At 35.3% G+C, this 13,706-nt stretch carries 11 protein-coding genes and 1 pseudogene; 5 read left to right on the top strand and 7 right to left on the bottom strand.

The annotated features are described in order from the left end of the window. The first annotated feature begins 79 nt into the window (after window positions 1–79). On the top strand, window positions 80–1,066 hold the full coding sequence (locus MKX45_RS04960; protein WP_017864290.1) for a zinc-binding alcohol dehydrogenase family protein: 987 nt from the start codon (window positions 80–82) through the stop codon (window positions 1,064–1,066). Between the two features lie 31 nt (window positions 1,067–1,097). On the opposite strand, the gene MKX45_RS04955 is transcribed toward MKX45_RS04960, so the two are convergent. Beyond that, a complete protein-coding gene (locus tag MKX45_RS04955) occupies window positions 1,098–1,760 on the bottom strand; it encodes a YoaK family protein (protein ID WP_017864289.1) in 663 nt (220 codons plus the stop codon). A gap of 209 nt (window positions 1,761–1,969) precedes the next feature. Between MKX45_RS04955 and MKX45_RS04950 the strand changes: the two genes are divergently transcribed. The 4 genes from MKX45_RS04950 (at window position 1,970) to MKX45_RS04935 (ending at window position 5,822) form a co-directional block, all read left to right on the top strand. Continuing rightward, complete coding sequence (locus MKX45_RS04950; RefSeq protein WP_003129656.1) at window positions 1,970–2,188, top strand: zinc ribbon domain-containing protein; 219 nt, start codon at window positions 1,970–1,972, stop codon at window positions 2,186–2,188. A 106-nt stretch (window positions 2,189–2,294) separates the two neighbouring features. After that, the gene (locus MKX45_RS04945) at window positions 2,295–4,289 is read left to right on the top strand and encodes an ABC transporter ATP-binding protein/permease (RefSeq protein ID WP_340816865.1); all 1,995 of its coding nucleotides are present in this window, start codon (window positions 2,295–2,297) and stop codon (window positions 4,287–4,289) included. Between the two features lie 206 nt (window positions 4,290–4,495). Further along, complete coding sequence (locus MKX45_RS04940; RefSeq protein WP_010905527.1) at window positions 4,496–5,140, top strand: DedA family protein; 645 nt, start codon at window positions 4,496–4,498, stop codon at window positions 5,138–5,140. A gap of 70 nt (window positions 5,141–5,210) precedes the next feature. Next, window positions 5,211–5,822 (top strand): TMEM175 family protein, encoded by a 612-nt coding sequence (locus tag MKX45_RS04935; RefSeq protein ID WP_340816864.1) that lies wholly within the window; start codon window positions 5,211–5,213, stop codon window positions 5,820–5,822. 18 nt (window positions 5,823–5,840) lie between these two features. On the opposite strand, the gene lmrA is transcribed toward MKX45_RS04935, so the two are convergent. The 6 genes and pseudogenes from lmrA to cydD all read right to left on the bottom strand — a co-directional run bounded on the left by lmrA (window position 5,841) and on the right by cydD (window position 13,664). Further along, window positions 5,841–7,595, bottom strand: coding sequence for a multidrug efflux ABC transporter LmrA (lmrA, locus tag MKX45_RS04930; RefSeq protein WP_340817264.1), 1,755 nt, complete (start codon window positions 7,593–7,595; stop codon window positions 5,841–5,843). Window positions 7,596–7,696: 101 nt separating this feature from the next. After that, window positions 7,697–8,371: pseudogene (locus MKX45_RS04925) on the bottom strand (SGNH/GDSL hydrolase family protein). Between the two features lie 26 nt (window positions 8,372–8,397). Further along, window positions 8,398–8,886, bottom strand: a complete 489-nt coding sequence (locus tag MKX45_RS04920) for a flavodoxin domain-containing protein (RefSeq protein WP_278216304.1) — start codon at window positions 8,884–8,886, stop codon at window positions 8,398–8,400. A 25-nt stretch (window positions 8,887–8,911) separates the two neighbouring features. Beyond that, complete coding sequence (locus MKX45_RS04915; RefSeq protein ID WP_340816863.1) at window positions 8,912–9,787, bottom strand: MarR family winged helix-turn-helix transcriptional regulator; 876 nt, start codon at window positions 9,785–9,787, stop codon at window positions 8,912–8,914. A gap of 293 nt (window positions 9,788–10,080) precedes the next feature. After that, window positions 10,081–11,802: a thiol reductant ABC exporter subunit CydC gene (gene cydC / locus MKX45_RS04910; protein ID WP_003129642.1), complete on the bottom strand. Its 1,722-nt coding sequence runs from the start codon at window positions 11,800–11,802 to the stop codon at window positions 10,081–10,083. After that, window positions 11,802–13,664, bottom strand: coding sequence for a thiol reductant ABC exporter subunit CydD (gene cydD / locus MKX45_RS04905; RefSeq protein ID WP_340816862.1), 1,863 nt, complete (start codon window positions 13,662–13,664; stop codon window positions 11,802–11,804). The genes cydC and cydD overlap by 1 nt, the downstream gene beginning before the upstream one ends. Between the last annotated feature and the right edge of the window lie 42 nt (window positions 13,665–13,706).

Here is a 13,706-nt window from a genome sequence, read left to right as displayed (position 1 = left end):
AAATATTTAATATTAAATTCAAGTGATTGACTTAGGAGTCAGACTGGTATAAACTTTTACTTATAAGAGAGGTAGAGAGATGAAAGCAATTGGAACTATTGATTCTAGCAAAAATTTTATTGACTTTGAAATAGAAAAGCCAATCTTAAGACCCCATGATTTATTGATAAAAGTCGAGGCAATCTCAATCAATCCAGTTGATACAAAGGTTAGAAAAGGGATTAAAGGAAATTTAGCAGAACCAAAAATTCTAGGTTGGGATGGTTTAGGAACTGTCGTCGAACTTGGGAGTGAAACTAAGCTTTTTAAGGTTGGGGATAAAGTGTTTTGGGCCGGTGATGTTACTCGTTCAGGTTCAAATGCTGAATTTCAAGCCGTTGATGAACGAATTGTTGGTTTTGCTCCCAAAAATTTGACCAAAGAAAAAGCAGTCGCTATGCCTCTAACAAGTTTGACTGCCTATGAACTTCTCTTTGAAAAACTAGAAGTGACTGATAAATCTAAAGGAAAATCACTCCTCATTATTAATGGTGCAGGTGGTGTTGGCTCAGTAGCAATCCAAATGGCCAAAAATGCTGGATTGACAGTAATTGCTACGGCATCAAATCCCCAAGCCATTGAATGGGTCAAAAATTTTGGCGCCGATTATACCGTCAATCATCATGAAAATTTGGTTCCTCAAGTTCATGAACTTGGCTTTAAGTTTGTAGATTATATTTTAATTTTAAATGCCGTTGTTGAACATATGCCAGCAGTAAATGAGTTAATTGCGCCACAAGGTTCGATTGCAAATATTGTTGAACCAGGGCAAGCTATTAATTTAGATCAACTAGCTCATAAATCTGCACGTTTTAACTTTGAATGGATGTTTACAAAAGTCGTCTCAAATACATCTGATTTACAAAGTCAACATGATATTTTAAATAAAGTTTCTGAATGGCTAGATAATGACGTTCTAAAAAGTACAATGACTCAGAATCTCGGACCAATTACTGCTGAGAATGTGAAAAAAGCTCATGAACTCATTGAAGAAAATCATACAATAGGGAAAATTATCCTATCTTAACGCTTAAAAAAATCCTCTTATTTGAGGATTTTTATATTTCATCAAAACGAACAATTAGATAAACGACCCCTATCATGAAAGTAGAGCCCATCATCGTCCAACTTCCAAACCAATTTCCAGCAAGTGTTGCAATAGCTGCTCCAGCAAAGAAAATACTGATAAGCGCGGCATATATACCAACTGACCGGAGTTTTTGTTTATCTTTGGTAATGATATACTGAGCAAGATTTGCCGACATGGACTTCATATTACCTGTCATAAAGATACTTCCGTAAGCACGACCATGAACTTTTGTAAAAGTATCATATTGAATCGCCATAAAGTAAGAGAAAATCCCAACATAAAAGGAAACAGGAATCTTCAAGCCCAAACCATAAGCCAAGGCAAAAATTGTCACCCCTGACCATTGAACCAATAACAAATAAGAGGCATCAAAACGGCGACGTTTCATCAAATAGTGAGAATAAAAGCCTCGAGTCATTACTCCTAATATAAAGAAGATAATCGGAATTGCAAAATCCCAAAACCTAGCAAAATCTCCTTTAGCAATATTAATCCCCGCCTGAATAACATTCCCTGATTGTGCACCAATAAAACGGTCATTAAAATGAAAGAATGAGAAACCATCCATAAAACCTGCATTTAATGCAAAAATTAATGCAATACGCAGTTTTTCTTTAACTTGTCTATCCATAATTAGAATTATATCACAAAGATTATTTTCATTGTTTTTCAATAATGGTTTGAATTTCACTTTTTTATTTATTATTCTAGATTTAAGTAATATATTAAATAGTGAAGCGGATTCAAAAGACTAAAAGAATCAACTTTTTTGAGTTATAATGGATTTAAATAATTAAGAAGACAAGCGATTTTTCACTTTACTAACGAGGAGGAGTTAAAATGAACGGCTATCAACAACAATACACTTGTATCAAATGTGGCAATCATAATTTTGAAGAAGATCAACTTCAAGCAACCGGTGGAAATTTTTCAAAGATTTTTGATGTTCAAAATAAGAAATTTATTACTATTTCTTGTTCTCAATGTGGTTATACAGAACTCTACAAAGCACAAACGAGTACGGGAATGAATATTTTAGATTTTTTACTGAACGGTTAGCTTAGGTAGTCAATAAATTTGAAAATAAGACTTAGGTCTTATTTTTATTTAAGAAAATTAAGTTATAATGTAAAGTACATACTTTAAGAAAAGGAAGAGAGTCTTTATGGCCGTTTTGGAATTAAAAAATATTAGGAAATCCTATTTTCTTGGAAAAGAAGAATTTCCTGTCCTCAAAGGAATCAACCTCGAGTTTGAACGTGGTGATTTCGTCAGTCTCCTAGGAGAATCCGGGGGAGGTAAGTCAACTTTGATGAATATCATCGGAGGACTTGACCGTAAATATGAGGGGGATGTCATCGTTGACGGCCTTGCTCAAAAAACAAAAAAAGAAAAAGATATGGATGCTTACCGTCGAGATACTATCGGTTTCATCTTCCAATCTTTCAATCTTGTTAGCTATTTGAGTGTATTAGATAACATTTTAATCAGCCTTAAAATGACAAGCTTATCTGATAAAGAGCGTCATGAAAGAGCGATTGAGCTCACAAAACAAGTTGGTCTTTATGGACACCGTAAGAAAAATCCATCACAACTTTCTGGAGGACAAAAACAAAGAGTCGCAATCGCGCGTGCCCTAGCTTCTGACCCTGAAATTATTCTTGCTGATGAACCTACTGGTGCTCTTGACTCACAAAACACGAAAGAAGTTTTAGCGCTCTTACGTCAAATTGCTCAATCTGGTAAAACAGTAATCGTCGTTACTCACTCACAAGAAGTTGCTGATTACGGTACAAGAATTATCCGTTTGGCCGATGGACAAATCACAGGTGACGAACGTCTAAAAGAACCCTATCCTGTTGAATCACATCAACGGATGAACTCAAAAGCATTGTCATATCGTGATACTTTCAGAACAGCCTTTAAACACTTTACTCACTCTTGGAAAATTAATTTATTAATTGCAATCGGAACAGCAATCGGCCTGTTCTCAGTCATCTTTTTCTTAGGACTAGGAAATGGTGCAACCAAATATATGAATGACACCATTACTTCAAGTGTCAATCCGAATGTGGTTACCATCTTCAAGCGAACAACAACTGATAATAAATTAGGAAATGAGCAAGCACTCCAACAAACGCAACAAGAACTTGGAAATGCTGCTACTAACCTTGACAGTACTCATCTTTCAAAATTGAAAAAAGTTGATAACGTCAAAAAAGTTGAGCCAACTTATTCAATTTCTGGCTTAGGAACACTTACTGCCAGTGATAAATCTAAATCTGGTTTAATGACTCTTGATACTTGGACTCAATCAAATATCAATGATGATTACGTTGCCGGTTCAAAACCTGCTGATGGCGAAATCGCAATCTATGCTAGTGATGCTAAAGAATTAAATAAAGATTATAAATCATTAGTTGGTAAGAAAATTACTTTAAAAATTCCAGCTAAAACAGCTGCTGGAGCAAGTGTTGAAGTTACAAAAGAATTCACTGTATCTGGTATTTTGAAAAATCCTCAAGGCCCAGCAAGCTCTTCTAGCAGCCTAATTGCCACTTACAATACTGTCAAAGCTGCTCTTGAATCTGCTAATGCAGATAGTGATGCCACTTTTGCAGTAGTTACAGTTAATAAAGTAGATAATGTCAAATCAACAACTTCTGACATTCAAAACTTGAAAATTGATGGAACAAAAGCATTTGTTACATATAGTGTTACTTCATTCCTCGATGTCATCACTAATATTACAAATATCGTCAGCTATGTTCTTGCCGCTATTGCCGGAATCAGTTTGATTGTCTCAATCTTTATGATTGTTGTTACTACTTACATGTCTGTTGCTGAACGGACAAAAGAAATTGGTGTTATCCGCGCACTCGGTGGACGTAAGAAAGATATTTCTCGTCTCTTCACCGCTGAAAGCTTGATTCTTGGTCTGTCATCAGCCGCTATCGCTATTGGATTTGCCTACCTCGGACAATTCCTCATCAATAAAGCTCTAAGTAGTTTCCTTGACGGGGCAAGTATCGTTCAAATTTCTGGTGGACACATTATCTTTGCGATTATCGTTGCTGTATTAATTGCTCTCCTCGCAAGTTTAGCTCCAAGTGGACGTGCAGCACGTTTGAACACAATTGAAGCCCTCGCTTCTGAATAACATACAAATTCTTCTGTCAGTAATTTCAAATGACTGACAGAACTTGTAGATGAAGTTTATCTACTGACAGCCTCTGTCAGTAAACCTATGATTTCAAAAAATAGACCTTGCCAAAAGACAAAGCCTATTTTTTGTACTTTATATTGTTTGGTGGCCTTCCAGCCTTATGTTAGAATTAAAGTAATAGACAAATAAAAGGAGTATTAATGCAAGAAATAATTATCCAAGTCATGAACCAATTTGGCTACTTTGGTGTTGCCTTTCTCATTATGATTGAGAACATCTTCCCACCAATTCCTTCCGAAGTAATCTTAACTTTCGGTGGTTTCATGACTACTTATAGCGAACTGGGGATTATCGGCATGATTATCGCAGCCACTATTGGTTCTGTGCTTGGTGCATTGATACTCTACTTCGTCGGTCGTCTTTTAAGCGTTGAACGCTTAGAAAAATTAGTTTCTGGACGTTTAGGAAAAGTACTTCGTCTTAAACCAGAGGACATCACAAAAGCTGAAAAATGGTTTTTAAAGAGAGGATATGCAACAATCTTCTTCTGTCGATTCATTCCTTTAATTAGAAGTCTAATTTCAATCCCTGCTGGTTCTGCTAAAATGAAACTCCCAAGTTTTCTTATTTTAACAACCTTGGGAACACTTATTTGGAACATTGTTCTAGTGTGCCTTGGAGCCGCTCTTGGTGATAACTGGGAGATGATTGCTGGAATTCTTGATTCTTACTCTTCAGTTGTGGTTGTGATTTTAGGGATTATTTTCATCCTTGCGATTCTTATCTTTGTCAAGAAACGATTTTTCCCAAAAAATAAAAACTATTCATCTGATACAGAAAAATAAGCTTTAATGCTTATTTTTTTTATAAAATTTCATTAACTTTTGTTATAATTGGTAATACAAAGGAGATTTTATGGTATCTAAAGGGCGTTTAGCCGGTTTTATTGATGCAATTATTGCAGTAATAATGACTATTATGTTATTAGAATTCGAATTACCTAAAACAGGTGGAATTCTTGATTTTTTGAAAGATAATCTCGTCTATCTGATTGCTTACCTTTTGAGTTTTATCCATGTTACAACTTCTTGGTTTAATCAACAATATATGCTTTCACAGGCTGAGAAAATCACTCGTCGAATCTATCATAGTTGCATGATTTGGGTACTCTCATTATCAATGCTTCCTGTACTTTCTGCTTGGGCTGGACGCACAATGGACTTCTTTCATGATTTCGGAATCCACTCACCAAAAGCACCTGCCCTACTCTTTATCGTGATGATTTATATTTGGGGATTTGCATATAGTTATATGACCGATTGTTTTATTGCTGACAATCCTAAAGAAAAGGCTGAACTAATCGCTCAAATGGAAGTTTATCACTATTTACGGAATCCTTTTTGGAAGATTGGAATGGTCATTAGCTTCATTATCACTTTCTTCTATCCCCCTTTTGTATTCATTTATACAGCAGGAGAAATGATTATTGCAACAATAAGAAGTCAAAATAAAAAAAGCTCAACTTAAATCGTTGAGCTTTTTAGTTTATTGACCAACAGTCAATTGTTCTGAAACATACTTAGCATAGAGTGGATGTGTGGCAACAAGTTCATTATGTTTGCCACTCCCTGTGATTTGACCTTTTTCAATGAAGTAAATCTTATCCGCATCAACAATTGTTGAAAGTCTATGCGCAATTACGAGCGTTGTGCGACCTTTCATCAAACTATCTAAAGCCTTTTGAACCATTGATTCTGATTCACTATCCAAACTAGCCGTTGCTTCATCAAGCATCAGGATTTTTGGATTTCTCAAGAAAGCACGAGCAATTGCTAAACGTTGTCTTTGACCACCAGATATTTTCACACCTCGTTCACCAACTTCCGTATTAAGTTGATCAGGCATATTTTCAACAAAGCTTCTTGCAAAAGCTAAGTCAAGAACTTGCCAAAGGTCTTCATCTGTATAGTCTCCTTCAAGTCCATAAGTTAAATTTTCACGAATGGTTCCAGCCATAATTGCTGAATCTTGACTGACAAAACCAATTTGACTCCGCCAATTTTCCAAAGAAATATTATCAATCGGTTGACCATCAATTGTAATTTCTCCTGCCGTTGGTTGATAAAAACGTTCTAAAAGAGAGAAAATTGTTGATTTACCACCACCTGAAGGTCCGGCAAAGGCAATAATTGAATTAGGTTGAGCTTCAAAAGAGATATCACGTAAAATTTGTTCAGAATCATCATAAGCAAAGTCAACATGGCGAGCTGAGAGGGTTTTTCCTTCCAAATCAAGACTTTCTCCTTGATGAAGTACTTCTTGTTCTTCATCAAGTAATTCGGTCAAACGACCTGTTGATCCTGAAGCTTTAGCAAGTTCTGTAAAGAAAGTCGCCACAGTTGGTACGGCTCCGATTAAGTTCATCAAATACATCATCATTCCAAGCAAAGTCCCAAGACTCATGACTCCTGTTGAGATGAGATAAATTCCGTAAGCAAGAAGTCCAAAGATCATCAGCATCATTGATAACATCATAACTGGTGACATCAAACCATCAAAGATGGCTTCTTTTACCCCAATTTTATAAAGGGCATTGACATCATTTTCTGCTTTTTTAGAGGCTTGTTTTTCAGCATTTGAAGATTTTACTAAGCGAATTTCTGATAATGATTCACTAGCAATCCCTTGGAAATTTGCTAAAGAATCTTGTCTAGTTCGCCCAATTTTTTGGCCAAAAGTCATAATCGGGAACATAATGAGCATAACTACTGGAACAGCAATAATCATGGCAAGGGTCAAACGCCATTGCATCTGAAGCATGAAGACAATTGAACCAACCAAAAGTAAAATAGACGTAAAAGCTTGTGGAATACTGTTTGCAATTAAATTTTTAACTTGGGTGGTATCGTTGGCTAAACGAGAACTCATTTCTCCTGTTTTAACTTCATCAAAATATTTTACTGGCAGATGAATCATTTTATCCCAGACACGCGTCCTTAGATTTTTTACAACTGATTCACCAAATATCCCAAGGACAATTGCTGCAATAGCCGAAACAGCAGCTGAACCAATATAAAGAGCGATAACTAAGGCAACTTTGCCACCGTTTACTCCATGTCCAAAACTATTAACAAGTGGTTGAACCATTTTGGGGACTTGTAATTGAATTAGTGTTCCAACGATTCCTGCTAGAATCCCAATGATAAAGAAAAGATAACGTGGCTTTGCAGTACGAATCAATTTGACGAAATGTTTAATGGATGTTTTGTCAACCGCTTTTCCTTCGATACGATTGGCCATTTGTGGACCTCTTTCCATTGTTTGCTTACTTCCTTTTTCTAATTATTGAATTTCAAGACGAAAAGAAATGATTTCAATTACTTTTCGTCTTGAATTATTTTTTATTCTTCCAAATAAACTTTGAGGTTTTCTAAGACAAGTTGATAGCCCGCTGGATTTAGATGCGCTCCATCAAAAGTTAATTCTTTTTTCAAATTGCCATTTTCATCAGATAAACCATCATTAACATCAATAAAGTGAAAATGATGGTTATCTGCAAGTTTTTTTATTTTATCTGAAGCTTTTTGAAACTTTTCATTACTTCTCGTTTCAAATAAAGTTTTTTCATCTGAGTCTTGACCAAAATCAACCGTATTAATCGGATAGTAGCGCATCACATAAACTTGCGTTTGAGGTAATTTACTTTCTATTTGAGAAAGAATTTGATCATAGTTATTCAAAAACTCTTCTTCTGGAATCTCAAAACCGATATCATTCGTTCCAATATTAATAAAGATTTTTGAAGGTTCCAAATTAAAAATTTGACTCTCTATGTGTTCTAATAAAAATGAGGTCGTCGTGGCTCTAACCGCCCGATTGTAGATATAGTGTGAAAAAGTAACTTCTCCAGCTTCCTCTCACTTCTCAATAGGAAATATCTCCATTAATGATGAGCCAACAAATAAAGTTTGTCCCTTTTTTGCTGATAGGTTTGCCTTGTCATAGTTTTTAAGAAGTTCTTCTTGAAAAGCTGCAAGCTGAGGGTTTATCGTAAGAGCTTTGGTTTCTTTTGACATTATCTTCTCCTATAAATTTAGCTATTTTAAATCCACTCTACTTTGTTTAATTGAGCCACAAACTGTTTCTCAGCTTCTGGTAAAAACTCAATCGGGTGTTTTTTAGACTCTAGCTTTATCATTGATTTTGCAATAATTTTATCGTGCCAGTTAAAAGGGGTCAAATTATTTACCTCCCCTCCAAAGTTTGCGATAGCTACAGCTTTTTTGCGCAAAGGTTCGGCGATTTCTTTTTTAATCACTTTCGTAAAACTATCATATTCAACCATTGTAACGAATGCCGCAAAAGGTTTCGTTTGCAAAATTTCTTGATATTTTTTTAAGATACTGCCTACTGAACGTTCAAATTTATGACTATAAACAGGGCTGGCAACAATCACAGCATCAAAATCTTTAGGATTTACTACTTCAGCATTTAAATCCACAAGTGTGACCTGATTTAAATGTATCGCTAGCTTTCTAGCGCACTTGGCAGTATTTCCTGTCTTACCAGCGTAAGCGATGAGTGTTCTCATTTTCCGCTCCTTATCTATTCAATCCTTAGAAATCATCCCAGTTTTCTGGTTTTTTAGGTTCTTTATTTTTGTCTGTCTTTGGTTTAGAATCAAAATCTGGACGACGGTTTCCGTCAAAATCACCAAAACGATTTTTCATTTCATCTGAAAAGTGATCCCAATGTTCATTAAAATCGGCTTGATCTCTCCCACCAAAATTATTTTTAAAGCTATCTTTGAGCTGCTTACCAAAGGCTTTCCAATCTTCACCAAACGGAGCTTGTGAGCGTTCGTCACGACGCATACGATTTTGTCCACGTTTCATTTCTTGAGATGAACGACGCATTTCACGTTGCCAATTTTGCATTTCACGGCGCATGTGATTCCCAAATGCATGACGGTCATGAGCATTCATCATATTTTCCATAAATGGATTTCCGAAAAATTGTGCCATTCGTTGGAAATCTTGATCATTACTTGCGTCGTTATTTTCTACTAATTTTTCCATTAGAAAGGCTAATTGTTCTTGTTCTTCATCTGTTAGATTGCCAAAAATTCTTTCTGAAATATCATTATGCATTGTATCACGTGTTTCTTGAGCTTCACGACCTTTATCAGTCAAGAAAATGCGGCTGACACGTTTATCATTCTCATCTTGTTTACGAATAACCATTTCCGCTTCTTCTAATTGTTTAACCTGAGCTGTTACACTTGAAGGTTTAATATCAAGAAGTTCGGCAATTTCTGCATTGGTTAGACCATCTTTATTCCATAATTCAACGAGTAAACCTTGAGCTCCATTGCGGTTACCGCGATTTTTCATTTGTTTTGAAATCCCATCTGCTCTTAAAGCAAAAAGGATGTTTGGATTGTGCAATAGTTTTGAAAATAGATTCAATAAGTTGTTTGTTTGTTCTGACATTATGTATTCTCCTTATATCAAATTCTTTGTAATTCGTCATCAAAAGCATAGATTAGTCGTTCATCTGGGCCTTCAATAAGTCTGATGAACCAATTCAATTTTTGAATTATTATTTTTATCATCTTAATCATTGGTTCTCCTTTACTATCTTTTAATTTCTTGAAAAGTTTAAATTAATTAGTTAGTTTATTTTTTATTTACCTAACAAAAAAGATTATAAAACATTTAATTAGTTTTGTCAACACAAAAACTAACTAAATTAAAAAAATCAGCCCATAGACTGATTTTTTATATTATTCATTTCCTAAATCAAGTTGATAAAGTTCCTTAAATGTTGGATTATTCTCCAGTAATGACGCGGGTTTCCCATCAAATTTAATCGAGCCATTTTCTAAAAATAGAACTCGGTCCATATGATGAACACCTAATAAATGATGAGTAATAAAAATAATTGATTTATCACGGAGCTGTTCAAAAAAGAGACTTAAGAGTTGATTTTCTGTGATTGGGTCAAGTGATACAGTTGGTTCATCAAGAATTACAACATCAACATCTGATAAAAGAACCCGTGCCAAGGCTAAGCGTTGACGTTCTCCACCAGAGAATCGTTCTCCCGCTTCATCTACTGGTGTCAGAAGTTTTTGAGGTAATGATTCAACCATTTTACGGAGGCCAACTAATTCAAGAGCTTCCCAAATTTCAGCATCACTGGCATTGAGTTTCGCCAAAGTCAAATTAGAACGAAGGCTTGTCGCAAAAAGATAAGGGGATTGATTAATGACACCAATTTTTTCTTCAACATTTTTAGCTTTAGATGGCTCAACACCAGAAAATTGAATACTTCCACTTTGGGGAACTAAATCTCCTCTGATTAATCCGGCAAGTGTTGATTTACCCACACCTGAACGTCCCAATAGAGCGATATGTTCTCCTTGTTTAACTTCTAAATTAAAATTATCAAAGATTTTTTTATTTTCTTCAAATGAAAATTGGAGATTATTGATGACTAAATCTGTAGAAACAATTTCCTCAGTCCTTACTTCTTCGTCTTGGTCTGGTAAGTCATTTAAACGATTGATTGAATCGCCATAACGTTGCGTTTCAACCACCGCATCAGACAAAGGAGAAAAAGCATCAAATAAAGGGAAGGCAGCAAGACTAACTGCCGCAATATAATTAGGCGCGTCTCCCAATCTTAAGGCACCAGAAGACCAAATCATCAAATAGATCACTAATGCGCCATAGACAACTTGTAAAAATAAATTTCTTCTACGTCCGAAAGCTAATAGTTTGGCTTGAATTTTTCTAGCAGATAATTCAGAACCTCGATAAGCTGTCAGAAAATCTTCTTTTCGTCCTGAAAGCACCCAATCTTGTAATCCTAAAATATCATCTGTCAAATGAGAAAAAAGTTGATTGCGATAAATTTTGAGTTCTTCATCTAATTTTACTGTAAATTTCAAAGAAATTAATGGCAAGATAACAATCAAAAATCCTAAGAAGAGCGCTAAACCTAAAGCAAACCAAAGTGAGAAAAATCCTCCAGCAATAATTAGAGCAATCGATAAACTTCCAGCAATTAAAACTGGAAATAATGTTCTCAAAAAGAGGTCTTGTAGATTTCCAATATCTTCATTAAGAACACCCAATAAGTCACCTAAACGGTAACGATCTGCTAATGTAACGGCCGTTTTTTCCAGTCGCAAATAGAGTTTTTTTCGTAAGAGACTTGTGATTTTTAAAATCCAATTATGAGAAGTTAATCTTTCGACATAATGCATCACTGGTCGTCCAATCCCAAAAATACGTACAAAGAGAACTGGAACATAAATCATTAAAATATTTTCTGGTTTTGTTGCTGATTTAGAAATGACATATCCTGAGCTGAACATCAAAAGTCCCGCCATCGAAATTGTAATCGTTCCTAAGAAAATAGATAGAATAAAGCCTGAACGATTTTTTTTCAAAAATGGAGAAATCCAGTCATTACCGAACAAAATATTTTTTAATTTCATTATTTCTGACCCCCATTATCTGACGAAGCTTGGCTGACAGAGCTGTCAGTAGATTTATCATTTACTGACGAAAAGTTTGACCTCTCAGATTCTTTTTCTTCTTGGTCCTTTACTGATTCGCTCGTTTCATTGTCTAATAAATTTTTGTCATCATCAACCCCACGCATCTGACTAAGTAATTTTTGATAGTAAGTATTTTCAGATAATAGTTGTTCAGGAGTTCCAATTCCTGCGACCTGTCCCTCGTTTAATACAATGACCAAATCCATTGATGTAAGCCAATGAAGACGATGAGTAGCAATGAAAACAAGTTTATTTTCAAGTAAAGGTAAAATATTTGCTTTAATTTCTAATTCGGTTTCAATGTCCAGATGAGCTGTCGGTTCATCAAGAAACAAAATATTGCGGGTATGACTTAAAAATGCTCTGGCTAATGCAACACGTTGAGCCTGTCCCCCTGAAATTGTACGGCCACTGGCCCCAATTTGTCCATCAAGACCAATTTCATCGATAAGACTTTCTAAACCAGCAAGTTTTGCTGCTGCTTTGATTTCGTCATCAGTAGAATCAGGTTCGTAAAAAGCTAAATTTTCACGAAAAGTTCCTGCAAAAATATAAGTCTTTTGTGGAATGAATTGAACTGACTGACGATAGTTTTCGTCAGTTAAAGAAGTCAAACTTTGCTCATTTAGTTTAATTTCACCAGCTGTTGGTTTTAGAAATCCAGCCAGCATTGAAAGCAATGTTGATTTACCAGAACCTGAATTTCCGACAATGGCAATTTTTTTAAAGCCATTTACTGACAGATTAACATTTGAGATTCCACGCCCTGTGTCATAAATTTTTCCTAACTCTGTCAGTTGAAGTTGTGAATTTGCACTCCAAGTTACTTTTTCTGTAAGTACTGACAAAGTATTTTCCTCAGTTGATAGAACTTCATTAACAGCTGCCAAAGCATTTTTTCCATTAAGCGTCGCATGATAATCACTTGCAAAATCACGCAGTGGAAGGAAATATTCTGGCGCTAAAATTAGAGCCGCTAAAGCTGGAAAAAGTAAAATATCACCGCTCATTAACCGAAGTCCCAAAAAAAGTGCGACAACAGCAACCGAAAGACTTGCAAAAAAATCAAGGGCAAAGGTTGAAAGCATAGCAATTCTCAATGCGCCCATCGTTTCTTTACGAAAGTCTTCAGAAGTTTTATAAATTGAATTTGAGTAATCTTTAGACAATCCAAAATATTTCAATGTAGAAATTCCACGCAATGAATCTAAAAAGTGATTTGATAAATATTGGAAAGTTTTATATTGACGTTCAGCACGTCCTTGTGCTGCGTATCCCAATAGAATCATAAAAATAATTGCAAAAGGAAATGTCAAAGTTAACACAATTCCACTTTGCCAATCAAGAAAATACACTGGAATCAAAATTAACATTGGGATGATCATCATATTTAAGACTTTGGATAGGACCAATTTAATATAATTTTCAACCTGATCAATTCCTGTGATTACTGTTGTTGCAGCTGAGCCCGAACCTAAATTAGCAATAGCAACTGGACCAAGTCGGAAAAATTTATCCAACATATCCCCCCGCAATTTTGTTGCTAATTGGTAAGCAAGTTTATCCAGAGCCTTTGAACGACCAAAATTAATAATTTCACGGCTCAAAAAGCAAGCAAAAAAGCCCAAAACCCAAGGAATGGTATGAGAAAATAATTGTCCTTGCCAAAGCTTAGTAATCGCAGTAGCTAGAAATAAAGCTTGACCAGCAATTGCAATGAATTGAAAAACTGCCAGAATCCCCAATATCGGAAACATTCTTCTTACACCTGGCAGTTCAAAAAGAGATTTATCAATCATGTTTAAAGTTACTGATGAGATAATATTTTACTGACAGAACTT

Source organism: Lactococcus sp. FSL W8-0209 (assembly GCF_038006585.1).
GTDB classification, from domain to species: domain Bacteria; phylum Bacillota; class Bacilli; order Lactobacillales; family Streptococcaceae; genus Lactococcus; species Lactococcus lactis.
Note: the sequence above shows the minus strand (reverse complement) of the source record. Positions and strands in the feature narration are given on the sequence as shown.

Excerpts from the sequence above, each read along its gene's own strand:
- lmrA (WP_340817264.1), bottom strand. The coding sequence starts at position 7,595 with ATGGCCAATCGTATCGAAGGAAAAGCGGTTGACAAAACATCCATTAAA.
- MKX45_RS04920 (WP_278216304.1), bottom strand. The coding sequence starts at position 8,886 with ATGAGAACACTCATCGCTTACGCTGGTAAGACAGGAAATACTGCCAAG.
- cydD (WP_340816862.1), bottom strand. The coding sequence starts at position 13,664 with ATGATTGATAAATCTCTTTTTGAACTGCCAGGTGTAAGAAGAATGTTT.
- MKX45_RS04935 (WP_340816864.1), top strand. The coding sequence starts at position 5,211 with ATGGTATCTAAAGGGCGTTTAGCCGGTTTTATTGATGCAATTATTGCA.
- MKX45_RS04960 (WP_017864290.1), top strand. The coding sequence starts at position 80 with ATGAAAGCAATTGGAACTATTGATTCTAGCAAAAATTTTATTGACTTT.
- MKX45_RS04945 (WP_340816865.1), top strand. The coding sequence starts at position 2,295 with ATGGCCGTTTTGGAATTAAAAAATATTAGGAAATCCTATTTTCTTGGA.
- cydC (WP_003129642.1), bottom strand. The coding sequence starts at position 11,802 with ATGAAATTAAAAAATATTTTGTTCGGTAATGACTGGATTTCTCCATTT.
- MKX45_RS04950 (WP_003129656.1), top strand. The coding sequence starts at position 1,970 with ATGAACGGCTATCAACAACAATACACTTGTATCAAATGTGGCAATCAT.
- MKX45_RS04915 (WP_340816863.1), bottom strand. The coding sequence starts at position 9,787 with ATGTCAGAACAAACAAACAACTTATTGAATCTATTTTCAAAACTATTG.
- MKX45_RS04940 (WP_010905527.1), top strand. The coding sequence starts at position 4,496 with ATGCAAGAAATAATTATCCAAGTCATGAACCAATTTGGCTACTTTGGT.
- MKX45_RS04955 (WP_017864289.1), bottom strand. The coding sequence starts at position 1,760 with ATGGATAGACAAGTTAAAGAAAAACTGCGTATTGCATTAATTTTTGCA.